General features: G+C 65.3%; 22 protein-coding genes and 1 tRNA gene. 13 read left to right on the top strand and 10 right to left on the bottom strand.

Annotated features, from left to right (window positions below; genetic code table 11):
* Positions 1 to 46: 46 nt before the first annotated feature.
* The 4 genes from AXW83_RS16605 to AXW83_RS16590 are packed head-to-tail and all read left to right on the top strand — an operon-like array spanning position 47 to position 3,867.
* Positions 47 to 991 carry an ABC transporter permease gene (locus AXW83_RS16605; RefSeq protein ID WP_066615201.1) on the top strand — a complete coding sequence of 315 codons (945 nt, stop codon included), beginning with the start codon at positions 47 to 49 and terminating at the stop codon, positions 989 to 991.
* A complete protein-coding gene (locus tag AXW83_RS16600) occupies positions 981 to 1,856 on the top strand; it encodes an ABC transporter permease (protein ID WP_066615199.1) in 876 nt (291 codons plus the stop codon). Before AXW83_RS16605 ends, AXW83_RS16600 begins: the two co-directional genes overlap by 11 nt.
* The gene (locus AXW83_RS16595) at positions 1,853 to 2,902 is read left to right on the top strand and encodes an ABC transporter ATP-binding protein (RefSeq protein WP_066615198.1); all 1,050 of its coding nucleotides are present in this window, start codon (positions 1,853 to 1,855) and stop codon (positions 2,900 to 2,902) included. Before AXW83_RS16600 ends, AXW83_RS16595 begins: the two co-directional genes overlap by 4 nt.
* Entirely contained in the window at positions 2,899 to 3,867 is a 969-nt protein-coding gene (locus AXW83_RS16590; protein WP_066615197.1) for an oligopeptide/dipeptide ABC transporter ATP-binding protein, read from the top strand. The genes AXW83_RS16595 and AXW83_RS16590 overlap by 4 nt, the downstream gene beginning before the upstream one ends.
* Before the next feature lie 43 nt (positions 3,868 to 3,910).
* Here the strand turns inward: AXW83_RS16590 and AXW83_RS16585 are convergent, their stop codons facing one another.
* Positions 3,911 to 5,095, bottom strand: coding sequence for a nickel/cobalt efflux transporter (locus AXW83_RS16585; protein WP_066615196.1), 1,185 nt, complete (start codon positions 5,093 to 5,095; stop codon positions 3,911 to 3,913).
* Between the two features lie 142 nt (positions 5,096 to 5,237).
* Positions 5,238 to 5,792 (bottom strand): GNAT family N-acetyltransferase, encoded by a 555-nt coding sequence (locus tag AXW83_RS16580; RefSeq protein ID WP_082767188.1) that lies wholly within the window; start codon positions 5,790 to 5,792, stop codon positions 5,238 to 5,240.
* 106 nt (positions 5,793 to 5,898) lie between these two features.
* Here AXW83_RS16580 and AXW83_RS16575 point away from each other — a divergent pair, with 106 nt between their 5' ends.
* The 3 genes from AXW83_RS16575 (at position 5,899) to AXW83_RS16565 (ending at position 7,454) form a co-directional block, all read left to right on the top strand.
* Positions 5,899 to 6,183 carry a metal-sensing transcriptional repressor gene (locus AXW83_RS16575; protein ID WP_066615192.1) on the top strand — a complete coding sequence of 95 codons (285 nt, stop codon included), beginning with the start codon at positions 5,899 to 5,901 and terminating at the stop codon, positions 6,181 to 6,183.
* 61 nt (positions 6,184 to 6,244) lie between these two features.
* A complete protein-coding gene (locus AXW83_RS16570; RefSeq protein ID WP_066615190.1) occupies positions 6,245 to 6,889 on the top strand; it encodes a hypothetical protein in 645 nt (214 codons plus the stop codon).
* A 118-nt stretch (positions 6,890 to 7,007) separates the two neighbouring features.
* Positions 7,008 to 7,454, top strand: coding sequence for a MerR family transcriptional regulator (locus AXW83_RS16565; RefSeq protein ID WP_066615188.1), 447 nt, complete (start codon positions 7,008 to 7,010; stop codon positions 7,452 to 7,454).
* Here AXW83_RS16565 and AXW83_RS27180 read toward each other — a convergent pair.
* Both AXW83_RS27180 and AXW83_RS28055 read right to left on the bottom strand, forming a co-directional pair.
* A complete protein-coding gene (locus AXW83_RS27180; protein ID WP_236841964.1) occupies positions 7,441 to 7,665 on the bottom strand; it encodes a hypothetical protein in 225 nt (74 codons plus the stop codon). The genes AXW83_RS16565 and AXW83_RS27180 overlap by 14 nt on opposite strands.
* 83 nt (positions 7,666 to 7,748) lie before the next feature.
* Positions 7,749 to 7,871 carry a hypothetical protein gene (locus AXW83_RS28055; RefSeq protein ID WP_257722104.1) on the bottom strand — a complete coding sequence of 41 codons (123 nt, stop codon included), beginning with the start codon at positions 7,869 to 7,871 and terminating at the stop codon, positions 7,749 to 7,751.
* A gap of 17 nt (positions 7,872 to 7,888) precedes the next feature.
* On the opposite strand from AXW83_RS28055, the gene AXW83_RS16560 reads away from it, so the two are divergent.
* Positions 7,889 to 8,077, top strand: a complete 189-nt coding sequence (locus AXW83_RS16560; RefSeq protein WP_066615186.1) for a ring-opening amidohydrolase — start codon at positions 7,889 to 7,891, stop codon at positions 8,075 to 8,077.
* 9 nt (positions 8,078 to 8,086) lie between these two features.
* On the opposite strand, the gene AXW83_RS16555 is transcribed toward AXW83_RS16560, so the two are convergent.
* Positions 8,087 to 9,628 carry an aromatic amino acid ammonia-lyase gene (locus AXW83_RS16555; protein WP_156640134.1) on the bottom strand — a complete coding sequence of 514 codons (1,542 nt, stop codon included), beginning with the start codon at positions 9,626 to 9,628 and terminating at the stop codon, positions 8,087 to 8,089.
* Positions 9,629 to 10,583: 955 nt separating this feature from the next.
* Here AXW83_RS16555 and AXW83_RS16550 point away from each other — a divergent pair.
* A complete protein-coding gene (locus AXW83_RS16550) occupies positions 10,584 to 10,769 on the top strand; it encodes a hypothetical protein (protein ID WP_066615185.1) in 186 nt (61 codons plus the stop codon).
* A gap of 60 nt (positions 10,770 to 10,829) precedes the next feature.
* Here the strand turns inward: AXW83_RS16550 and AXW83_RS16545 are convergent.
* Both AXW83_RS16545 and cpdR read right to left on the bottom strand, forming a co-directional pair.
* Positions 10,830 to 10,904, bottom strand: a tRNA-Val gene (locus AXW83_RS16545).
* Between the two features lie 128 nt (positions 10,905 to 11,032).
* Positions 11,033 to 11,392, bottom strand: coding sequence for a cell cycle two-component system response regulator CpdR (gene cpdR / locus AXW83_RS16540; protein WP_038363805.1), 360 nt, complete (start codon positions 11,390 to 11,392; stop codon positions 11,033 to 11,035).
* 218 nt (positions 11,393 to 11,610) lie between these two features.
* Between cpdR and AXW83_RS16535 the strand changes: the two genes are divergently transcribed.
* Both AXW83_RS16535 and hisN read left to right on the top strand, forming a co-directional pair.
* Complete coding sequence (locus AXW83_RS16535; RefSeq protein ID WP_082767187.1) at positions 11,611 to 12,531, top strand: N-formylglutamate amidohydrolase; 921 nt, start codon at positions 11,611 to 11,613, stop codon at positions 12,529 to 12,531.
* A 333-nt stretch (positions 12,532 to 12,864) separates the two neighbouring features.
* Positions 12,865 to 13,647 (top strand): histidinol-phosphatase, encoded by a 783-nt coding sequence (gene hisN / locus AXW83_RS16530; RefSeq protein ID WP_066615184.1) that lies wholly within the window; start codon positions 12,865 to 12,867, stop codon positions 13,645 to 13,647.
* Here the strand turns inward: hisN and AXW83_RS16525 are convergent.
* Entirely contained in the window at positions 13,552 to 14,607 is a 1,056-nt protein-coding gene (locus tag AXW83_RS16525; RefSeq protein WP_082767186.1) for an alpha/beta hydrolase, read from the bottom strand. The genes hisN and AXW83_RS16525 overlap by 96 nt on opposite strands.
* Positions 14,608 to 14,805: 198 nt before the next feature.
* On the opposite strand from AXW83_RS16525, the gene AXW83_RS16520 reads away from it, so the two are divergent.
* Positions 14,806 to 15,279: an Hsp20 family protein gene (locus AXW83_RS16520; protein ID WP_066615182.1), complete on the top strand. Its 474-nt coding sequence runs from the start codon at positions 14,806 to 14,808 to the stop codon at positions 15,277 to 15,279.
* Positions 15,280 to 15,504: 225 nt separating this feature from the next.
* Here AXW83_RS16520 and AXW83_RS16515 read toward each other — a convergent pair whose 3' ends face one another.
* Positions 15,505 to 16,293: a hypothetical protein gene (locus AXW83_RS16515; RefSeq protein WP_066615181.1), complete on the bottom strand. Its 789-nt coding sequence runs from the start codon at positions 16,291 to 16,293 to the stop codon at positions 15,505 to 15,507.
* 83 nt (positions 16,294 to 16,376) lie between these two features.
* Entirely contained in the window at positions 16,377 to 17,438 is a 1,062-nt protein-coding gene (locus AXW83_RS16510) for a threonine aldolase family protein (protein WP_066615176.1), read from the bottom strand.
* A 598-nt stretch (positions 17,439 to 18,036) separates the two neighbouring features.
* Here AXW83_RS16510 and gltB point away from each other — a divergent pair.
* Entirely contained in the window at positions 18,037 to 22,725 is a 4,689-nt protein-coding gene (gene gltB, locus AXW83_RS16505; RefSeq protein ID WP_066615175.1) for a glutamate synthase large subunit, read from the top strand.
* The last annotated feature ends 46 nt before the right edge of the window (positions 22,726 to 22,771 follow it).

Below are 22,771 nucleotides of genomic sequence, written 5' to 3'. Positions count from 1 at the left end.
CGCACCGCGACGGCGCCCGGCGGCCAGAACGCAAGGAGCCCACCCAATGTGGCACTTCGCTCTTCGCCGCGGCACCGTCCTGCTGCTGACGCTGCTCGTGGTTTCCATGATCGCCTTCCTGATCCCCTATATCGGCGAGGGCGACCCCGCCCTCCTGGTGTTGCGTGCCCGCATCGCCGACCCCAATGTCGACCACGTCACGCTCGAGGCGATGCGTCGCCAGCTCGGTCTCGATCGGCCGCTGGCGGTCCAGTACCTTGCCTGGCTCAGCGATGCGGTGCGCGGCGATTTCGGCCTGTCCTTCACCAGCCGCGCCCCGGTCACGGACATGCTCGGCGGCGCGCTCATCGTCTCGATCACGCTGGCGCTCTCGGCCTTGCTGATCGCGCTCCTGGTTTCGGCGCCGCTCGGCACGGCGGCGGCGATGCGTCCCGGCGGAGGCGCCGACACCGCCGCAACGCTGCTGACCCAGACGCTCATCGCGATTCCCGCATACTGGATGGCGCCGATGAGCATTCTGGTCTTTGCGCTCTGGCTCGGCTGGCTGCCCTCGGCCGGCTGGAACGGTCCGGCCTCGCTCGTCCTGCCGGCGCTCGTCCTGGCGCTGCGCCCGCTCGCCTATTTCACCCGCATCATCCGCGCCTCGATGATCGATGTGCTCGACGCGCCCTTTATCACCGCCGCCCGCAGCCGCGGCCTCAGCCTGACCCAGACGGTTATGCGCCACGGGCTGCGAAACGGCGCGATGCCGGTCATCACCATGTTCGCCCTCTGGCTGGCCGGCCTGCTCGGCGGCTCGGTCATCGTCGAGGTCATCTTCGCCATCCCCGGCATGGGCCGGCTGATCTACGAGGCCGTGATCAACAAGGACATCCCCGTCCTGCAAGGTGGTTTCGTCGCCATCGTGACGTTCGCCGTCTTAGTCAACACGCTTGTCGACCTCGCCTATCTTGCCATCAACCCAGCTCTGAGGCACAGCCATGGCGCTTGACGCAGCCCTGCCGGACGCCGCGTCGCCCTTTCGCTCGTCGGATGTCGCGCGCCGACCGCGCTTCGCCACCCCGCCCTGGACGCTCGTCACCGGCGCGCTGCTGTTCTTGCTGGTCGCGCTGACACTTTGCCTCGGCCCCTGGCTCGCCCCCCATGATCCGACGGCACAGGCGCTGATCCGCCGCCTGAAACCACCAAGCGAAGCGCATTGGCTCGGGACCGACCATCTCGGCCGCGACGTGTTCAGCCGTCTTCTCGTCGGCGGGCATTTCGCCATCGTGATCGCGGCGGTGACGCTGACGCTGTCGGTGGTCATTGGTACGCTGATCGGCGTGATCAGCGCCCGCAAGGGCGGGCTCTTCGACGAGATCGCGATGCGTTCAGTCGATCTGCTGATTTCCTTCCCCGAGGTGGTGGTAGCGATCTTCCTGATCGCGCTGCTCGGGCCTGGCTATGGTACCCTGATTCTGGCGCTCACCCTCGTCAGCTGGACGCCTTTCGCCCGCCTCGCCCGCGGGCTCGCCATGGAGATCAACGCCAAGCCCTACATTCGCGCCGCTGAAATCCTCGGCTGCTCGCGCCGCTTCATCATTCTGCGCCACATCATCCCGAACGCGATCGGCCCGATCTCGGCCCTGGCCTTCCTCCGCTTCGGTCACAAGATGATCACCGTAGGCGGCCTGTCCTATATCGGGCTCGGCATCCAGCCGCCTCATGCCGACTGGGCCGCGATGATGGCGGAGGCGCAGCCCTATATCGAACGCGCGCCGCTGCTCGTTCTCTGCCCGGGGTTGGCGATCTTCATAACCGCGCTTTCGGTCACCTGGATCGGACAGGGCCTGTCGCAACGTGGGGGCACGCCATGACCGTCGTACTTTCCCTCGCCGACCGTCGACCCGCCGTGGAGCCAGCAGAACCGCTCCTGGCGATAGAGGACCTGCATGTCGCAATCGGACCGGCCGGACGCGCCGCGCCGGTTATCGAGAGCCTGAATCTAGAGATACGCCGCAGCGAGGTCGTCGCGCTTGTCGGAGAGTCGGGGTCCGGCAAGAGCCTCACCGCCCTGTCGGCGATGCGGCTCCTGCCGCGCGCTGCGCAGGTCACCCGTGGTCGGATCCGCTTCGACGGCGAGGACGTGCTGACCATGAAACCGCGCGAGCTCGACGCCCTGCGCGGCGGCCGCATCGGCATGATCTTCCAGCAGCCGCAGGCCATGCTCGACCCGACCTGCCGCGTCGGCGACCAGGTGGCGGAAGGGCTTCGCCGGCATCGCGGGCTGTCGCGCAGCGCAGCCGCTGCCCGCGTCGTCGAGCTCTTTCGCGAGGTCGGCATCCCCGCGCCGGAGGCCCGCGCCCGGGACTACCCATTCGCCTTCTCCGGGGGCATGGCTCAGCGAGTCATGATCGCCGCAGCGCTCGCAGCCGATCCAGACCTGCTCATCGCAGACGAGCCGACGACCGCGCTCGACGTCACCGTCCAGGCCCAGATCCTGCGGCTGCTTGACGAGCAGCGCCGGCGCCGGCGTATGGCGCTGCTGCTGATCACCCATGATCTCGGTATCGTCGCGGCGTTGGCCGACAGGGTCGCGGTCATGTATGCCGGCCGCGTCATAGAGGAAGGGCCGGCGCGCCAGATCCTGTCGGCGCCGCGCCACCCCTATACGCAGGCGCTCGTCGAATGCTCGCTGCTGAAGCGCGATACCGGCGGCCGACTGATCGCACTGCCGGGCAGCGCGATCTCGGCGCGCGAGCTGTCGTATGGTTGCCGCTTCCAGCCCCGCTGCGCGATCGTCGCCCAGAGCCCGCACAACCATAAATGCTGCAGCAGCGAGCCGACGCTCTCCTGCTGCCAGGGCTCGCACAAGGCACGCTGCTGGGCAGTGACGCCGGAGATGGAGGAGGCGCAGCAATGAGGTCGCAAACGGCCCCTGCCTTCCTCGACGCCCGCGACATGGTCAAGACCTACCCGGTCCCCGGCTGGCTGACGGGCGGCCGCCGGGTGAACTCGGTCGACCAGGTCTCGTTCTCGATCGGCAAGGGCGAGGTGCTCGGCCTCGTCGGCGAATCCGGCTGTGGCAAGAGCACGGTCGCAAGGCTGCTGGTGCGGATGGACCGGGCCGACAGCGGATCGATCCGGATTGGCGGCGCCGAGATCGGCGGGCTCGCGGGGCAGGACCTGATGGCGCTGCGCCGCAAGGTCCAACTCGTCTTCCAGGACCCCTTCGGCGCGCTCGACCCGCGCATGCGGCTGGGCGAGAGCCTGGAGGCGCCCTTGCGCGCCCATGGCATCGGCGATCGCGGCCAGCGCCGCGCCATCGCCCTCGACATGCTGCGCGAGATGGGACTCGATGAAAGCTTCTACGACCGTCTGCCGCGCGAATGCTCGGGCGGACAGCTCCAGCGCGTGGTGATCGCGCGCGCCCTGATCCTGAAGCCCGATCTGCTCGTCTGCGACGAGCCGACCTCCGCGCTCGACGCCTCGCTGCGCTCGCAGGTCCTGAACCTGCTGGTCGATTTGAAGCAGCGCCTCGGACTCACCTTGCTGATGATCTCGCATGATCTGCGCGTCGTGCGCGAACTCTGCGACAGGATCGCTGTGATGTATCTTGGCGAGATCGTCGAACTCGCCCCGGCGGCCGAGCTCTTCGCCAATCCGCGCCATCCCTATACGCGCGCACTGATCGCCGCCTCGATGCTCGACAACCCGGACCTCTCTGCCGTCGGCGCCGCGCTCAGGGGCGAGCCGCCGAGCCCGCTCAATCCGCCGCCGGGCTGCCGCTTCCATGGTCGCTGCCCGCAGGCCGAGGCGCTCTGCTCGGAGGGCCGCCCCGCCTTTGATGCGACAGCGGCACATGCCGCCCGCTGCCATTTCGCCTGAGCCGTCGGCGCCGGGGCGGCCGATACGCCCCGGGCCTATTTGCTCATCCCATGCTCGGCGCGACCGTGACGGCCGCCGCCGGCTTGCCGTGATGCTGCGCCTGCAGGCCGCTCCAGCCGTGATAGCCGGTGTACAGCCCCACCAGGATGATCAGGGCACTTGAAAAATAGGGTGCCCGGGCGGTCGCGGTCGACAACCAGCCGACACGCTTGGTCGCATGGCGTACCCCGATCGCTGCCACTGCGCCGACCGTGACCAGCGTGATCGCCAGCCCGATCGAGAAGCACACCACCAACACCGCCCCGAGCGAGAATTCGCGCAACTGGATGCAGAGCAGCAGAACGGTGATCGCCGCCGGACAGGGGATCAACCCTCCGGTGAGGCCAAACAGCACGATCTGCCAGGTGGTGACGTTGCGCCCCGAGAAGCGCTTGCGGATGTCGTTGGCATGAGACAGGGCGTGGGCGTCCATATAGCCCTCATCGGCGAGTTCGACCCCCTTCTGCTGGTGCAGCGGGCCGCTCCCCGTGTTCCCTTGCAGGAAGGAGACGTCGTAGCTGTGCTCGTGGTCGCCATGGTCGAGGTTGAGCCGGACCATGAAATCATGGGGTTCGGCCACCTTTTCCGCCGATTCCATGTAGCCGTCGCGATCGACGAAGGTGAAGCGCTGCGTGCTTCCGTCGGGCAGCTCGGTCGTCAGCGTCACATATTCGCCTTGCCATTGGTCGCCGCTGATGACTGTCAGCCGAAAGTGGGCGGGCCTTTCCGGCGGGATTTCGAGCGACATGAACCCGTGGCCCGTATCGACACGATGGCTCGGCGCCGTCCCGGCCCTGTTCTTCTCGTAGTCCTCGACCTCGCGGGCATGGCGTTTGGCCGCTTGCTGGTCGCGCCAGGTCTGCCGGAACATCCAGGCGGCGATGGCGATGATGATGACGGCGGAGACGAGCTGGAAATAGGGTTCGGTCGTCTCGGCATCGATGCCCTTGAACAGGTACATGCCGCCGAGCGCGATCGCCCAGACGATCGCCGTATGGGACACCGTTGCCGCGAGACCCAGCAGCACGGCCTGGAAGAAGGTGCCGCGCACCGCGACGATGAAGGCAGCCATCATCGTCTTGGAATGGCCGGGCTCGAGTCCGTGCAGTGCGCCAAGCATGATCGCGGTTGGAACGAAGAGCCAGGCATTGGCGACGCCTTGCTGGAGCAGCTCCGTGAAACTGGTCATGGTTTTAGTTCCGACAGTTCGGCCGGACACCGCATCGCCGCACCCGCCCGCGACGGGGCCGACGGCCGAGGATGCTGGTGCCCGATCCTCGCTAGTCCTGACTGAAGGGGCGGCGCGCGGACTTCTGCCGGCGCAGGCCGGGTCAGGGGGAATTCGACAAGGTCTTGTCGAAATGAAAATAGGCCCCGAGCGCGGCGATCTCGGCATAGCCGCGCCCGCGCCAGAAGCCGAGCGTCGCCGGCGCGTCTGCGCTGGCGTGCAGATAGAGCCTGTCGTAACCGAGGCGGCGCGCCCCGGCTTCGGCGATGTCGTTGAGCCAGCGGCCGATCTGCCGGCCGCGCTGGTCGGCCCGGACATAGACCCGCGCGAGCTGCGGCACCCGATCGGGCCGCGGATAGAGCGCCGCCAACTCCGTGGCGAGATTTGGTTTCCAGCCGAGATGATAGAGGCCGGCGGTCGCGACGATCGCCCCGTCGTCGTCCCTCGCCATCCAGAACGCGCCGCGGTTGAGCGAGCTGTACCAGGAGCGCGCCGGCTCCCCGGTCAGCGAGTCCAGATCGGCGTGCCAGTCTGACCGATAGTCGGTGCTGTAGAATTCCTTGATCACCGCGAGGCAGAAGGCTCGCGCCTCGATATGGCGAGCGTCCGGCCGATCGGTCAGTCGGTCGAGCGCGAGCATGGATCGGGTAGCCGACATGATCTCGTCTCCGCAGCCGGAAAATTCTGATGCCGCCGACGCCGCTCTCTTGCCGGCCGGCGAGAAAAAGTATATCCCCTCCCCCAGGATAGGATCAAGTCAAAAAATGGAACCGCACGACCAGATTCACCACCACCGCCACCCGGAGATCATCACCCGGCTGAAGCGGGCCGAGGGGCATCTGCGTTCGACCATCGAGATGGTCGTCAATGTTCGCTCTTGTCTTGAAATCGCCCAGCAATTGCAGGCGGTCGAAAGCGCCATCGCCAATGCCCGCAAGATCCTGATCCAGGAACATATCGACCATTGCCTCGAAGAGGCCGCCGGCCATGTCCCGGCGGACGCCCGCGAACTTCTCAAGGAATTCAAGGCCGTCGCGAAATTCCTCTGACGGCGTCAACGCTTCCCCCGGCGATGTGCTCGGCCGGCCCCCCTTCGAATGGAGAGTTTCAATGTCGCAGCCGAACTCGATCCATATTGGTCACGGCCAGATGGTCGATATCGTCACCATCGGCACCGACGCCTGGGAACTCGTCTTCAGCGAGGCCGGTGTCGCCGATTACAAGGCGCCGCCGCTGGCCGAGGTCGAGGTCGACGCCATCGACGGTTCCGGCCGGATCCACCCGCTCGCCATCTCGTCTGGCAGCAGCGGCTCGCGGGTCAGGGCCAGCGGCCATGTCGCCGGCGCCTATCGGGCGCGGGTCCGCGTCGTGCACGGCGACCATTTCCACACCCGCGAATCGCCGCTGCCCGGCGCCAGTGCGGTCGCCCCGGCGCGGGGGCCGTCCGGCGGCGCGCTCGCGACCTTCGACGACGGCCTCGGCATCGAGGTGAGTTGGGTCGATTCGACCCGCTGGCAGCTTACCTTTCTGCGTGATGGCAAGCCGGTCAGTGCTCCGGCCTCCACGTCCGTCATCGCCCAGGCTGTCGGTCCCCGCGCCGAGGACTACCAGATCCGCAATTTGGCGACCGAGCCGAGCCCAACCGGCGAAACGCTGATCGTCGGTGGCAAAATCAAGGATGCGACATTCGCCCGCCTGACGTTGAAGACCGCGACGGGCGAGCAGATCCGTAGCATCCCGATCATCCCGGCCTGAACCCTCTGGTGGGCCTGCCTGCCAGCGCGACGACCTTGTTCCGGCGTTGCATCAAACTGGTAAAAGGATTGAAATGAGCCAAGGCTCCAGCCTTGCCGATGCCTTGTGGGAAGCAACCATGCATGAATTGCCTATCGGCGAACTCTCGCGTGATACGGGCGTCAAGATACCGACAATCCGCTTTTACGAGCAAATCGGCTTGCTGAAGGTGCCTCGGCGCACGAGCGCCAACCGCCGCTACTACAGCGGCGACGACGTCAACCGCCTGCATTTCATTCGTCATGCCCGCGAACTCGGCTTCGAGATCGATGATATCCGGGCGCTGCTGGCGATGTATGACGAGCCACAGTCGTCTTGCGACAGCGTTCACCGGATTGCGAAGCGCCATCTCGACCAGATCGACCTCCGCATTGGCCAGCTCGAGGCCCTGCGCGGCGAATTGCAGCGCATGGTCCACGAGGGCCAGCACGGCCGCATCTGCGATTGCCGCGTGATAGAGGTGTTGGCCGACCATAACCAATGCCGGCACGATCACGCCCGAGCCGGCGGCGTCATGGAAAGATGAAGCCGAGCCGCAGGTTGAGGAACGGCCTGATCTCGATCACGGGCGGCGGCGCCATGACATAGGTCAGGATCACCCTCTCGGCCTTCAACTCGTCCGCCGCCGCAAACGGCGCCTGGCCGAAGGTGTCGCTGCGACCGCAGCGGGTAAGGGACGCGACCACGTCGCGCGCCCGGACATTTTCGCCGTTGTGGAAGACGAGCTCCGGCCGCAGCGTGATCGGCCAGCGCCGACCGCCGTCCTCGATCTCCTCGCCGCCGACCGTCTGGGCTGCGGCCGCAACTGGCTGTCGAGGTCCTACAGCGTGTCGAACACCAACAGCCCATGGGTGCGGCCGATGATGGCAGTGGAGGTGATCGGGTCAAGCACCGCAAGGTCGGCCTGCGGCACGAAGACGAGCGGCCCTTCACCCGTCCCCAATCCTTCGGAGTTAACCCATGCATGTCGGCGTCTGGAAATGCGCGATGGCCGCTCCCAACGACGTGTCCGAGATCAAGGTGCTGATCGCCTCCGGTTCGGTCGAGCCGGCGACCATCGTCGCCCGGATCGGCAAGACGGTTCTGGCACGTCATGACGCCGTCAACGCGCAGCGCGCCGGTTGTGAAGCCGGCGCGCCCAATGATTGAAAATATGACTCAATGAGGAAATTTGGCGGCCGCGAACGGTGTCTTCGCGTCGGGCCGCACAGGGCCTGCCGCGTAGAAATGCGAGGCCGGATTCTCACGCATGAAATCGTAGACAACGGCGCCGATAGGTCGTTGCGGTCGCTCGGACGCCGGCTGGCGCCACGGCAAAGCCTTACGTAACGCGGTGAGCGCGGCGGTCGGAGCAATGCCGAAATTGCGGGCCGGGGTTTGGGCCTTGCGGATTTCCATCCAGTGACTGGCCGTCAAAAGGTCCTGAGCAAGAAGGTGGAAGGAGACATCGACGGCGCTGCGTGCGCGCAGCGGTTTGATGCGCGTCTGGGCCTCGAGATCCTCGACCGTTCCGACGATGGCCTGCCCGGCTGGAGTGACCGGGGTCCCCATTCCCGCGAGCTCCTGCCACAAATCCGTGGCCAGATAGACATCGAACGGCAGAATGTCCCTTCGCTCCTCGGCCGTGAGGACGTCCGTCAGCTTCGCGACGGTGAAGAAAGGATTTCTGAAACGCTCGATCCGCTGGGCGACGGCGACGCCGAGGTTGGTGAGGGCGATGGTAAATGCCTCGATCTGGTTCGCCATCGGGTAGGGGTCCCAATTGGCGTTCGACAGAATGTACCCAGACTGCCCGTTGCTCAGCGGCCCGCCCTTTACGTAGTACTGCATGAATTGCGGCGTGCTCAGTTCCCATGAGCTGTCGGGCGTCAATCCGGGCAGGACTGCAGGATTGTGATCCGACGAGTTGATCGACAGGTGCACGGAATCCCGGAGGTCGGCCCAGGCTTGCCAAGCCGATCCCTGCCTCTGGCTGGAGGCTCTCATACTTTCGGGGTCCTGGATGATGCGGGTGGGATCCTTCTCGAAGAGATAGCTTCCCTTGATCATGTCCATGATGCGAGCAGCGTCCCATTCCAGCCATCCGTAAGGGCGCATGGCCTGCACGGGAGCGGAAATCGGGGTGATGCTCGAGTTCATGCCGGTCAGGCCCATCGCGTGGCTCAGGTCCGTCCATTCCAGCAACTCGCGCGCATCCTCGACCAGCAGGGCGGCCTGCGCGTGCGCATAGGCGTAGGTGCTGACGAAGGCAGCCTGATCGGCTGCGGTCGGCTCCAATGGCTTGATCCCGGCTTCGGACAAGGCCTTCGCAGCGGGCATCCGAATGCCGTTGTAATAAACGTCTCCAACGCCGACCATCGCGGCGGCAATATTGTTCATGGTCGGCAGATCACCCTCTCCCACGGTCCCTCGCGACTGGACGACCGGGGTGATCCGTTTGTTCAACAATTCGACCAGAATATTGGTCAACTGGGGGCTGGCAGCCTCGTAGGACATGGTATTGGCGCGTATCGCCATGATCGCCCTGACAAGCGCCTCCTCCTTGATCTCGGGACCGTAGCCACGCGTGGCGCCGGCCTTGAACCTCTGCAATTGCTGGTCTTTCAGGAAAGCCGCGTTTGCCGGGGTCATAGGGTCGCCCGAGAAGATAACGGATTCGCGCTGGTCGCCCGCTCCGCGATTGAACCAGTAGATGGTCACGCCTTCGGCGGCACCCTGAAGAAGAAGACCTTAAGCTGCCGCGGAGCGCGCCAATGCCGACTCACTCAACTCGACCCTGGCGCCATTACGGGCAATATCGATCACCTGTTCGAACGTAAGGTCACGCCCAGTCAGCGGTGATCGTCTTGTCAGACAATCCCGGAATCGTCATATACGCTGTTTGAAATTCAAGTCCTTTGGAATTTACCGTAGGTGATATGAATATGGCGGCGCTTACAAATATAAGTGCTGATTTCCTCAAAATATTATAACCTTTACCACAATTCATGATTCTCTCCATTCGATCAAAGATAGAAAATTGATGCATTCGCACTTCTGTATCAAAGGAAAATCTTCTCATATGCTTCGAACAGGCGTGGAGAGTTGCGGCGTTTAGGTCATGCCGGATCGATATTTGAAACCAGACGGATCGCATTCAGCAGAAGATTTCACGCTCCGGCATCAGGGGTCCACAACGGCTACCAACGATAGTGTTCAAGCTTCGTCGTGTCAGCGAGGGGCAGACGATCCGATCGGCCACGGTGCTCAACGAGTGTCTGCGTGATGGCGCGAAGAATCCCGCCGACCCTGTGTCCTTCTGGACCCGTCGCGCCCACTCGATCTCGCGCGCGCAAGACGTACAGCAACAGCGCGGCAACGATCGACCGGACTCTCAGCGTGCTAGGCGCCGCTATGAACGACGCCGCCGCCCTCACGATGCGGCCCGATCCGAGGGGGGCGAGATCGAGGGCGCGCTCGTCTCGCGTGTTCCGACAATCACTTATCGGCGGATGCGCATCTCAAGGGAGCTTAAAATAGCCCGCCGAAGAAGGGCGGTTTCGTCCCGTCGCCCAGCAGATGGCGACATTCATCGAATCGATCGAGACGAAGCATCTTCTGCGATCAATTATCTTGGCGCTCCACACATGGGCGAGGCCCGAAGCGACCACGGACCTTGATCCGTCCGCGAGCGCTGACCCTATGGCTCGGTCATACCGTCAGGGAAGGCTCGCTGACCACGGAGCATTACGAGGCGTTCGATGTCGACGTGCTGGACGAGGTAGCGCTTGCAACCGACTTCGTCATCGTCGAGCTGCAGAAACTGACCACGACGCGGCAGTTTCCTGTTGAAGTGCAGTGACGAAGGAGGATTTAGGGGGAACCCCCGTGCCGCAAAAGCCTTGCGGGACGGGGGTTCAATTGGTGGGCGCGACAGGGATCGAACCTGTGACCCCTACGATGTCAACGTAGTGCTCTCCCGCTGAGCTACGCGCCCGTCTGCCGTCGGAATATTATCCTTCGGCTTGCCGGAACAGGCTTCCGCGTTGCAGCGGCGATCCTGTTGCGAGGTGAGCGGCTATAGCCGCTCAGGCTTTGGCTTGCAAGGCGCTTTCGCGGCAAACGTCAGGCGGCGAGAAGCTTCTCGACCTCATTGACCAGTTCGCGAAGGTGGAAGGGCTTGGAGAGCACCTTGGCATCCTTGGGCGTCTGCGAATCGGGGTTGAGCGCCACGGCGGCGAAACCCGTGATGAACATGACCTTGATGTCGGGGTCGAGCTCGGTGGCGCGTCGCGCGAGCTCGATGCCGTCCATCTCCGGCATCACGATATCGGTCAGCAGCAGCTCGAAGGGTTCTTCACGCAGGCGGTTATAGGCCGAGAGCCCGTTGTCGAAGGAGGCCACGTCATAGCCCGCATTCTGCAGGGCCTTGACCAGGAAGCGGCGCATGTCGTTGTCGTCTTCGGCGAGAAGTATCTTCGTCATGGGCCTGCTGTGTCCGTCCCGTGTCGTCTTGATCGTCGCTATGGTCGGCCGTCGTCTGCCGGGTGCGCGCTGGAGCGTTAGAGCGCCCGCGCGGTGCGTGGAACCACGTCGTTCTATAAGGCATCGCCATGGTAAACAACGCGTGAATGCCGCCATGGTTTACGCCGTTCATCGACGGTGCTTCTACAGGGCGCCGTTGTGTGCTTCAGTCCTTGAGCATGACCGCTCCCTCCGGCTCTTTTTCACCCGACCCAGACGATGTCGTCGCCGAGATCGAGCGGCCTTTCACGCTGTATCAACCGGCGCTTCAGGTCGTTCCCGTGGTCGTCGATGTGCCCCATGCCGGACGGCGCTATCCGCGCGCGTTCGTCGATCGGGCCCGGCTGCCGCTGCGCTCGCTCAGGCGCTCCGAGGATGCCTATGTCGACAGGCTGTTCTCGCAGGCGGTCGGGCTTGGCGCGCCGCTACTGGTGGCCGAATTTCCGCGTGCCTTTCTCGACGTCAATCGTGAGCCTTACGAACTCGATCCGCGCATGTTCGACGGGCGCCTGCCGGCCTTCGCCAATACGCGGTCGATGCGGGTCGCAGGCGGGCTTGGAACGATCCCGCGTATCGTCGGCGATGCGCACGAGATCTATTTCGGCCGCATCCCGGTCGAAGAGGCGCTGTCGCGGATCGACGGGCTGTACCGGCCCTATCATGCGGGCCTGCGCGGACTGGTGCACCGCACGCAAGGGGCGTTCGGGACCTGCATCCTGGTCGATGCCCATTCGATGCCCTCCAACGGCCTCGACCGCGATGGTCTCGCCAAGGCCGATGTCATCCTGGGTGACCGCTTCGGCACCAGCGCGGCGGGCTACGTCATCGACATCGCGGAGGCGGCCTTCACACGGCTGGGGTTCCGCGTGACGCGCAATCGCCCCTATGCCGGCGGCTTTATCACCGAGCACTACGGCGCGCCGGCGTCGGGCGTTCATGCGCTGCAGATCGAGATCAACCGGGCGCTCTACATGAACGAGGCGACGCTGGAGCCACATGCCGGATTCGCCGAACTCGAACAGGCGATGGGTGCGGCGATGGCGGACTGTTTCGCGCGCTGGAGCGGCTGGCTCGACGAATGGCGCGAGGCGGCGGAATAGGGGAAATCCATGCCCGTGACCGGCTTGCCATGGGCAGGCCAGAAAAAAGGGCCGCACACTTGCGTGGCGGCCCAAGTCTAGGGAGGAAACGCCCAAGGAGGGCAACGAAGGCTTGAGGTGATCGCCCCTTCGCAGTGCAACATATGACAGTGCAGCGCAAAAATGCAAGGGGATTTCTCCGAAATCTTGAGGGGTATGCGCTGCGCGCAGGTGTGGCCCTCAGGTTAGCCGCTGTTTTCCTCGTTTTCCGGCTGTACCCCTCGCACGAAGACCGGCAGAAACGGCCAGTCGCATATGGGTGGGCGGGCAACCGCAGGCTGCGGAGAACTCGGAATGAGCGCGATTGATTTCGGTGCCTTTGTCGCGGAACTCGCGACGCAATCGGGCAAGGCGATCCTGCCGTTCTTCCGGGCGCATTACGCGACCGAGGACAAATCGCTGGGCGGCGTATTCGATCCCGTCACCGAAGCCGATCGGGCCGGCGAGAACGTCATGCGCCATCTGATCAAGCGCAGCTTTCCGGCCCATGGCGTGCTCGGCGAGGAGTTCGGCTCGGAAAACACCGACGCCGAATATGTCTGGGTGCTGGATCCGATCGACGGCACGCGCGCCTTCATCTCCGGCATTCCGGTCTGGGGGACGCTGATCGGCCTGACGCGGAACGGCGTGCCGGTCTATGGCATGATGCACCAGCCCTTCACCGGCGAGCGCTATTCGGGCGACGGCCGGCAGTCGCGCTATGAAGGACCCAACGGCCCGCGCACTTTGCGCACCCGGCAGGTCACCGAGCTTTCGGCGGCAACCTTGATGACGACGTCGCCGGGCTTGTTCGAAGGCCCACATGCGCAAAGCTACGCCCGCGTCGAGAAACAGGTGCGCATGGCGCGTTATGGCTGCGATTGCTACGCGTACTGCATGCTTGCGGCCGGACATATCGACCTCGTCATCGAGACGGGGCTGAAGCCCTACGACATCGTCGCGCTGATCCCGATCGTCGAGGGGGCCGGCGGCATCGTCACCTCATGGGACGGTGGCAGCGCCGCCGGTGGCGGTGCGGTCATCGCTGCCGCCAACGAGACGCTGCATCAGGCCACGCTCGCTCTTCTCGCCGGCTGAAGCGGTCACCTTGTTGTCCTCGCCGGGGATGAAGGCGTCGAAGGCCGCCCAGAACTGCGCCCTGATATCGTCGGTTTCCATCAGGATCTCGTGCCGTGCGGTGGGCAGGACCAGCGCCGAACCGGTCTTCAGCCGCGCGGCGAATCGTTCGATCGCAGGCGTCGAGACCACCGGATCCTGGCCAGCCGCGATCACCAGCGTCGGCACGCGCACGTCACGGGCCGCCGAGGGGGCGTTGAGCCGGGCCATCAGCTGAAATGCCGTCCTGACCCAGCCGATGGTCGGGTCGCCGATGGACAGGTGGCGCGCCTGCGCCGACAGCGCGCTGTTGCGGGCATAGCGCACCGGATCGCCCGTGAGACGATTGCCATCGAAGGGTTTCGTTGCGATCGCGGTATCGCCGCCGCCTGGGACGAAGGATTTGCCTAGGCCGAGCCAGAACAGAAAGCTCGCCAGCCGCCGGGCGGCATCGGGTCTTTCGATGATGGACAGCCCCAGCATCGGCGCCAGCGCGACGAGGCGCGAGACCGGCAGGTCGCCACGCCTTGCGGCATCGAGGCAGATCGCCGCGCCCATCGAATGGGCGAGCGCGAAATAGGGCGCTGGAAGGTTCGCCTGCATCTGCGCCATCGCCAGGGCGAGGTCGTATTCGTAGTGGCGCGGCCAGCCGACATGGCCCTTGCGGTCGCGCCTGACGAAACGCTGCGAGCCGCCCTGGCCGCGCCAGTCGAAGGTCAGGACGTGGAAGCCGCGACGGCGCAATTCGGCAATTGTCTCGCTGTAGCGCTCGATGAATTCGGCCCGGCCCTGCACGACGACGACGGTGCCGCGCACCGGCTTCACAGTCGGGCGCCAACTCGCGAAGCGCAATTGCGCGCCGTCGCGGGTCGTCGCGAGCCAGACCTTGCCGTGGCCGGGCACCGGATAATCGGGATCGGCGAAAAGTTCGGCCTCAGCCATTCCGGCCTTTCCAATCGCAGGGGCGCCACGCGGGCGCCAGCTTGCTTATGCCTGTCGGGGCGGCCTCTTGAAAAGCCGAAATCATACTCCCAGATCAGTCCTGCGCAGGCCAGAGCCGGCTGCGCAAGACTGAAACAGGCCCGCGCTCACGATGAGGCGGGCTGGATTTGAACCGTCGCTTCTTCTGGAGGACATACCATGCGTCACTTCGATCTTTCGCCGCTCTATCGCTCGACTGTCGGCTTCGACCGGCTGTTTTCGCTGCTCGATCAGGCCAGCGCCAGCGAGGCGGCTCCGACCTACCCGCCCTATAATATCGAACGCACCGATGAGAACGCCTACCGTATCACCATCGCGGTCGCGGGCTTCGGCGAGACCGACCTCTCTATCGAGAGCAAGGAAAACACGCTGACCGTGCGTGGCGAGAAGCAGGCCAACGACAATGGGCAGACCCGCGAGGTCCTGCATCAGGGCATAGCCGCGCGCGCCTTCGAGCGTCGCTTCCAGCTTGCCGACTATGTGCAGGTGACCGGAGCCAGCCTCGAGAACGGGCTGCTCCATATCGATCTCGTGCGCGAGATTCCCGAGGCCAAGAAGCCGCGCCAGATCGCGATCGGCAGCAATCAGGCCAAGGTGCTCGAAGCCAAGGTCGAGACCGCCAAGGCCGCGTAACCGCCGGCTTTGTGGGCTGACATGACAGGGCGCCTCCGGATATCCGGGGGCGCCTTTTTGTTGCCTATTCCACAACGGGAACGTCATTCCGGACAAGCCGCGAAAGCGGCGCCGATCCGGAATCCATCGTAAGGCGCAGTCCTCGACGATGGATTCCGGGTCTCCCCTTCGCTGCGTCTGGAATGACGGCGCGTTTGTAAGGAGAGCTTTACCCTGCCCGAACCGTCAATCCAGCGGAGCGGCGGGCACGGCCGGCGTCTCGGGGCCAGGTTTCGGAGGCGCGATGTCCTCGATCTGGACGGGTGGCAGCTCGACCGGCGGAATCGAGATGGTCGGTGATTCGGCCCTGGCGAGCGGCGGGGAGCGCTCGGCTTCGCCGGTACCGCGTACATCCTGCGGATTGACGAGGCCGGGCTTGGCAGGTTCCGGCCTCGCCAGTTCAGGTTTGGGCTGGCCGCTGGCCGGGTTCACCGGGCCAGGCGTGGGCGTCGGCGGCATTGCCGGCAATGCGGGGACGGCTGTCGCCGGCGCGCTCGCCTGAGCCGGAGGCTTCAGTGAAGCGGGGCGCTCGGGCGGGCGCGGGATGATCCGGGGGGGCGGCCTGTCGTCGTCGCGCGGATCGACGCGGGCGACGCGCGGTGCCGGCGGGCGGTCGGGCCGCTGCAGTATGACGCGGTCGACGAGAAGGCCGCTGCGGGCGTCGAAAATCAGGCGCAGGCGGGCGCCGTCGGTCGCGCTGCCATCGACGACATAAGACGAGCCGGTGCGCAGGGTGCGCTCGATTCGGTTCATGCCGAAATCGCGCACCGCGATGCGATTGACCATTCGTGGCGGGGTCGGCGGGGCGCGATAGACCTCGCGATAACCATCGTCATAGTCGTATCCGCGGCGATACCCGCCGCCGTAGTCGTCGATATACTGAGCCGCTGCGCCGCCGGCCGTTCCAGCCAGCGCGCCGGCGAAGGCAAGGCCCGCCCAGGCGCCGCGGCTGGACGCGATCGAACGAAATGCCATGTCGTCATCCTCTCGGGATCGAATCGTGGCTTTAGTCTTCCTTAGGGATTGCGGCATGCGTGCGGCTGAAACCGGAGCGGAATTCAGCCCTGCGCGGCGGCGAAGACCTCGATCAGCCGCGTGACATCCTCGGGTTTAGTGGCGAACGACATCACGAAGCGGCCGATCACAGCACCGTCCGGAAGTACGGTGTCCCGCGCCAGCGCCGTCTGCGACCAGGGCAGATAGCCGACGCCCGCGTTCTTCAGCGTCTCCTGCAGCGCCGCCGACAAGATCGGAAACACTTCGTTGGCCTGGCAGGGCCAGGCGAGCGGGATATTCTGGGCCGCCAGTGCCTCCGCGAGACGCGTCGCCATGGTATTGGCGTGGCGGGCGAGGTCGAGCCAATGGCCGCCGGTCAGCAAACCCTCGAATTGCGCGCCGATCAGCCGGCCTTTCGACAGGGCGTGGCCGGCGCGCTTGCGCCGCCATTTCATTTCGGCCGCCTGCGCCGGATCAAAGAAGATCACGGCTTCAGCCGCCCAGGCGCCGTTCTTGGTGCCACCGAAAGAGAGCACGTCGACGCCTGCCTTCCAGGTGATCTCGGCCGGCGTACAGCCCAGCGTCACCAGCGCATTCGCGAAGCGGGCGCCGTCCATGTGAAGCGTGAGGCGGCGCGTGGCGGCGGCCTCTTTCAGGGCGTGAACCTCTTCGACGGTGTAGATCTTGCCGCATTCTGTCGCCTGGGTGATCGAGACGGCCTGCGGCTGAACCTGATGAAGCGCGCCCTCGCGGAACCGGGCGAGGGTCTGGGTGACGATGTCGGGCGAGAGCTTGTTGCCGGTACCGGGCAGGCCAAGGAGCTTGGCGCCGTCGCTGAAGAACTCCGGGGCGCCGCATTCGTCGTCGGCGACGTGGCTTTCCTCATGGGTCAGCACCGCGCCCCAGGGGCGGGTGATGCTGGCGAGCGCCAGCGCATTGGCCGCCGTGCCGCTGGTGACGAGGAAGACCGCGACCTCGTGTTCGAAGATTTCCGCAAAGAGCGCCTCGACGCGGACGGTCCACGCGTCGGTGCCATAGGCGGAGGCGTTGCCGTCGTTCGCGGCAGCGATCGCTGCCATGACAGGGGCGCTGGCGCCGGCGGTGTTATCGCTGATGAAGTTCATGGCCGAGCGTTAGTCGTGCTCCGCGCCGATGCCAAGCGCGCTTGCGGAATGCCTGCTCGGCTGCCATCGCTGGCGACGATCAGACAAGGCGGAAAACAAGAAGCGTGCCGACCGAGTCACTGTTTCGATCCGGATATGTCTCGACGCCACTCGATATCGCAATAAAATTTCGTCGAGGCTTCAAATCGGCGCTTGTGTCCAGATTGGAATTCTGGCAAATTCATCGCAATAGGACAGTGTTGCTGTCCCATTTTCACCGCGCCGATCCTGTGCCTGATGGCCGAGGTCGGACGATCGCAACGGAGCGGACCGATGACGAAGGGTATGGCCAAAAACGCCAAAGCCGATCGTACGCGCGCCGCCCGCAAAGCGGCGGCCTGACAGGCGCGGCCGGGCTACGAGCCCGAGGCGCCTGCGGAGGACGCGGGCGCCCCTCAAAACAGCGCAAGCAACCCTCCAGACGAATGACGGCCGCGTTGGCCTCATCCTTGCTGCCGGTTCCGATGGGCCGGTCGCGGGTCCGACGTGGTGAAGGATGGTGTGGACTCAAGGGCAGCTGTCGGCGGAAGCTGGAAGCGGCGTGGAGCGGGGTTTGACGATGAGCACAACCAGCAAGGCGAGCGTGGCGGCGGCAGCGGCGGCTTTCCCGGCAGTGCGCGATCCGGCGATGCCTGTGCGCCAGGGGCTCTATGATCCTTCGTTCGAGAAGGATTCCTGCGGCGTCGGCTTCATCGCCGACATGAAGAATCGCAAGACCCACGCGATCGTCGAGCAGGGCCTGCAGATCCTGCGCAATATCGACCATCGCGGCGCGGTCGGCGCCGATCCCAAGCTCGGCGACGGCTGCGGGATCCTGACCCAGATTCCGCATGGCTTTTTCAAGGAGGAGTGCGCGCCGCTCGGCATCGATCTGCCGGAGCCCGGCCATTACGCCATCGGCCAGTTCTTCATGCCGCAGGATGCGACCGATCGTGCCGTCTGCGAGGACATCGTCGCGCAGACCGTCGTCGAGGAAGGGCTGATCTTCCTCGGCTGGCGCGATGTGCCGGTCGATGGGTCCGATCTCGGCGAGGCCGTAAAGGAGAGCGAGCCCGTCCATCGCCAGCTCTTCGTCGGTCGCCCGGAGGAGATCGCCGACGAGGAGGATTTCGAGCGCAAGGTCTATGTCCTCAGAAAGTCGGTCTCCAACAAGGTCTACAAGCGCCAGGACCGTGCCACGGCGACCTATTACCCGGTCTCGATGTCGTGCCGCACCATTGTCTACAAGGGCATGGTGCTGGTCACGCAGCTCGGCACCTATTTCAAGGACCTGACCGATCCGCGCTTCGTCAGCGCGCTCGCGCTCGTGCATCAGCGCTTCGCTACCAACACCTTCCCGTCCTGGCGGCTGGCCCATCCATACCGGATGGTCGCCCATAACGGCGAGATCAACACGTTGCGCGGCAACGTCAACTGGATGGCGGCGCGGCAAGCCTCGGTCGATTCCGAGCTGTTCGGACCCGACATCTCGAAGCTCTGGCCGATCTCCTATGAGGGCCAGTCCGACACCGCCTGCTTCGACAACGCGCTCGAATTCCTGGTGCAGGGCGGCTATTCGCTGGCCCATGCCATGATGATGCTCGTTCCCGAGGCGTGGAACGGCAACCCGCTGATGGATGAGGAGCGGCGCGCCTTCTACGAGTACCATGCGGCGCTGATGGAGCCGTGGGACGGGCCGGCCGCAATCGCCTTCACCGACGGCAAGCAGATCGGCGCGACGCTGGACCGCAACGGCCTGCGTCCGGCGCGCTATCTCGTGACCGATGACGGGCTCGTCGTGCTGGCCTCGGAGTTCGGCGTGCTGCCGATCCCGGAAGAGAGCATCGTCGAGAAGTGGCGCCTGCAGCCCGGCAAGATGCTGCTGATCGACCTCGAACAGGGCCGCATCATCTCCGACGACGAGATCAAGACGAGCCTGTGCCTGGCCAACCCCTACAAGGACTGGCTGAAGCGGACCCAGATCGTGCTGGAAAACCTGCCGGCGGTCGAGGCGCGGGCGCAGCGCACCGACGTGGCGCTGCTCGATCGCCAGCAGGCCTTCGGCTACACGCAGGAAGACACCCGCATCCTGATGGCGCCGATGGCCGTGACCGGCCAGGAGGCGGTCGGCTCGATGGGCACGGACACGCCGATCTCGGCGCTCTCGTCGAAGTCGAAGCTGCTCTACACCTATTTCAAGCAGAACTTCGCGCAGGTCACCAACCCACCGATCGATCCGATCCGCGAGGAGCTGGTGATGAGCCTGCTCTCCTTCATCGGACCGCGGCCGAACATCCTCGATCTGGAGGGCACCTCGCGCCGCAAGCGGCTGGAGGTGCGCCAGCCGATTCTGACCAATGACGATCTCGAGAAGATCCGCTGCATCGGCCATTACGAGGACCGCTTCGACACCAAGACGATCGATTTCACCTATCCGGCGCGGGACGGGGCAGCCGGCATGGCAGCCGCGCTGGAGCGGCTCTGCGAGCGGGCCGAAGCTGCCGTGCATGGCGGCTACAACATCATCATCCTGTCGGACCGGCTGGTCGGACCGGACCGGATTCCGATCCCGGCGCTGCTGGCGACGGCGGCCGTGCATCATCACCTGATCCGCACGGGGCTGCGCACCTCGGCCGGCCTCGTGGTCGAAACCGGCGAGCCGCGCGAGATCCACCATTTCTGCTGTCTCGCCGGCTATGGCGCGGAGGCGATCAACCCCTATCTCGCCTTCGACACCCTGCTCGGCATGCACGCCGACGGCGTCTTTCCCGAGGAAGTCGATGCCGACGAGGTCGTGAAGCGCTACATCAAGTCGGTCGGCAAGGGCGTGCTCAAGGTCATGTCCAAGATGGGCATCTCGACTTACCAGTCCTATTGCGGCGCGCAGATCTTCGACGCGGTCGGTCTACGCAGCGATTTCGTCGAGCGCTACTTCTTCGGCACGGCGACGGCGATCGAGGGCGTCGGCCTCGAGGAGATCGCGGAGGAGACGGTCAGCCGCCACCGCGATGCCTTCGGCGATGCGCCGATCTATCGCAACAGCCTCGATATCGGTGGCGAATATGCCTATCGCACCCGTGGCGAGGAGCATGTCTGGACGCCGGACGTTGTCGCGTCCCTGCAGCACGCCGTGCGCCTCAATGCGCGCGACCGCTACGAGGATTTCGCTCGGCAGGTCAATGACGAGGCGCAGCGCCTGACCACCATCCGCGGCCTGTTCAAGCTGATGCTCGCGGGCGACGACGGCCGCCAGCCGGTGTCGCTCGACAGCGTTGAGCCGGCTACGGACATCGTCAAGCGTTTCTCGACGGGGGCGATGTCCTTCGGCTCGATCTCGCGCGAGGCGCATGAGACGATGGCGATCGCCATGAACCAGATCGGCGGCAAGTCTAACACCGGCGAGGGCGGCGAAGAGGCGATCCGCTTCAGGCCGATGGCGGACGGACGCTCGAAGCGCTCGGCGATCAAGCAGGTGGCCTCGGGGCGCTTCGGCGTCACGGCCGAATATCTCGTCAACTCGGATGTGATGCAGATCAAGGTCGCGCAGGGCGCAAAGCCCGGCGAGGGCGGACAGCTGCCCGGCCACAAGGTCGATGCCAAGATCGCCAAGACGCGGCACTCGACGCCCGGCGTCGGGCTGATCTCGCCGCCGCCGCATCACGACATCTACTCGATCGAGGATCTGGCGCAGCTGATCTTCGACCTGAAGAACGTCAACCCGGCGGCCGATGTTTCGGTCAAGCTCGTCTCGGAGATCGGGGTCGGCACGGTCGCGGCCGGTGTCGCCAAGTCGCGGGCCGACCACATCACCATCTCCGGCTTCGAGGGCGGCACCGGCGCGAGCCCGCTGACCTCGCTGAAACATGCAGGCTCGCCCTGGGAGATCGGGCTGGCCGAGACCCAGCAAACGCTGGTGCTGAACAAGCTGCGCGGACGGATCGCGCTGCAGGTCGATGGGGGGCTTCGCACCGGCCGCGACGTGGTCATCGGCGCGCTGCTGGGAGCCGACGAGTTCGGCTTCTCGACCGCGCCGCTGATCGCGGCCGGCTGCATCATGATGCGCAAGTGCCATCTGAACACCTGCCCGGTGGGCGTGGCGACGCAGGACCCGGTGCTGCGCAAGCGCTTCAAGGGCCTGCCCGAGCATGTGATCAACTATTTCTTCTTCGTCGCCGAGGACATCCGCCAGATCCTGGCGCAGATGGGCTTCACCCATATCGAGCAGATCGTCGGGCGCTCCGACCTGCTCGACAAGCGCGACGCCATCGACCACTGGAAGGCCAAGGGGCTGGATTTCACCAGGCTGTTCCACAAGGTCGACATGCCCGGCGTCGCGATCCGCCATGTCGAGCTCCAGAAGCACCCGATCGACAAGGTCCTCGACCGCGAGCTGATCGCCCAGGCGCAGAACGCCGTCGATACGGGCGCGCCGGTCGTGATCGAAAAGATGATATGCAATGTCGACCGCAGTGTCGGTGCGATGCTGTCGGGCGTCGTCGCCAAGGCCCATGGCCATGCCGGGCTGCCCGACGACACCATCACCGTGAAGCTCAAGGGCACGTCGGGCCAGAGCTTCGCGGCCTTCCTCGCGGCGGGCATCACCATGGAGCTGACCGGACAGGCCAACGACTATGTCGGCAAGGGGCTGTCGGGCGGCAAGCTGATCGTGAAGCCCGATCCGGCCTCGAAGGCCGTGCCGGAGCGCTCGATCATCGTCGGGAATACAGTGCTGTACGGCGCGATCGCGGGCGAGGCCTATTTCCGCGGCATCGCCGGCGAGCGCTTCGCCGTGCGCAATTCGGGTGCGATCGCGGTCGTCGAGGGCACGGGCGACCATGGCTGCGAGTACATGACCGGCGGCGTCGTCGCCGTGATCGGGCCGACCGGCCGCAACTTCGCGGCCGGCATGTCGGGCGGCATCGCCTATGTCCTCGACGAGGACAAGAGCTTCGCGGCGCGCTGCAATCTGTCCATGGTCGATCTCGAGCCGGTCGAGGAAGAGGAAGACCTGATGGAGCGGTTGCACCATCATGGCGGCGATCTCGAGCACAAGGGCCGCATCGACATGGCCAACATGTCGGGCCATGACGAGGAGCGGCTGATCCAGATGCTGACGAACCATGCCGATTACACCGGCTCGGAGACGGCGCGTCGCATCCTCGACAACTGGGCCGACTACCGGACCAAATTCGTCAAGGTGATGCCGGTTGAGTATCGGCGAGCCCTGCGCGAGATGGAGCAGGCCCGCACGCTGCAGGCTGCGGAATAGGACGAGACGTCAGCCCCGGTCGGCGCGTTCGATCCGGGATCTCATC

This window comes from Bosea sp. PAMC 26642 (assembly GCF_001562255.1).
Lineage (GTDB): Bacteria > Pseudomonadota > Alphaproteobacteria > Rhizobiales > Beijerinckiaceae > Allobosea.
Note: the sequence above shows the minus strand (reverse complement) of the source record. Positions and strands in the feature narration are given on the sequence as shown.

Coding starts and splice junctions, on each gene's coding strand:
- hisN (WP_066615184.1), top strand. CDS start 12,865: ATGAGCGCGATTGATTTCGGTGCCTTTGTCGCGGAACTCGCGACGCAA.
- AXW83_RS16605 (WP_066615201.1), top strand. CDS start 47: ATGTGGCACTTCGCTCTTCGCCGCGGCACCGTCCTGCTGCTGACGCTG.
- AXW83_RS16520 (WP_066615182.1), top strand. CDS start 14,806: ATGCGTCACTTCGATCTTTCGCCGCTCTATCGCTCGACTGTCGGCTTC.
- AXW83_RS16570 (WP_066615190.1), top strand. CDS start 6,245: ATGTCGCAGCCGAACTCGATCCATATTGGTCACGGCCAGATGGTCGAT.
- gltB (WP_066615175.1), top strand. CDS start 18,037: ATGAGCACAACCAGCAAGGCGAGCGTGGCGGCGGCAGCGGCGGCTTTC.
- AXW83_RS16600 (WP_066615199.1), top strand. CDS start 981: ATGGCGCTTGACGCAGCCCTGCCGGACGCCGCGTCGCCCTTTCGCTCG.
- AXW83_RS16595 (WP_066615198.1), top strand. CDS start 1,853: ATGACCGTCGTACTTTCCCTCGCCGACCGTCGACCCGCCGTGGAGCCA.
- AXW83_RS16515 (WP_066615181.1), bottom strand. CDS start 16,293: ATGGCATTTCGTTCGATCGCGTCCAGCCGCGGCGCCTGGGCGGGCCTT.
- AXW83_RS16575 (WP_066615192.1), top strand. CDS start 5,899: ATGGAACCGCACGACCAGATTCACCACCACCGCCACCCGGAGATCATC.
- cpdR (WP_038363805.1), bottom strand. CDS start 11,392: ATGACGAAGATACTTCTCGCCGAAGACGACAACGACATGCGCCGCTTC.
- AXW83_RS16585 (WP_066615196.1), bottom strand. CDS start 5,095: ATGACCAGTTTCACGGAGCTGCTCCAGCAAGGCGTCGCCAATGCCTGG.
- AXW83_RS16590 (WP_066615197.1), top strand. CDS start 2,899: ATGAGGTCGCAAACGGCCCCTGCCTTCCTCGACGCCCGCGACATGGTC.
- AXW83_RS16535 (WP_082767187.1), top strand. CDS start 11,611: ATGACCGCTCCCTCCGGCTCTTTTTCACCCGACCCAGACGATGTCGTC.
- AXW83_RS16560 (WP_066615186.1), top strand. CDS start 7,889: ATGCATGTCGGCGTCTGGAAATGCGCGATGGCCGCTCCCAACGACGTG.
- AXW83_RS16580 (WP_082767188.1), bottom strand. CDS start 5,792: ATGTCGGCTACCCGATCCATGCTCGCGCTCGACCGACTGACCGATCGG.
- AXW83_RS16510 (WP_066615176.1), bottom strand. CDS start 17,438: ATGAACTTCATCAGCGATAACACCGCCGGCGCCAGCGCCCCTGTCATG.
- AXW83_RS16525 (WP_082767186.1), bottom strand. CDS start 14,607: ATGGCTGAGGCCGAACTTTTCGCCGATCCCGATTATCCGGTGCCCGGC.
- AXW83_RS16565 (WP_066615188.1), top strand. CDS start 7,008: ATGCATGAATTGCCTATCGGCGAACTCTCGCGTGATACGGGCGTCAAG.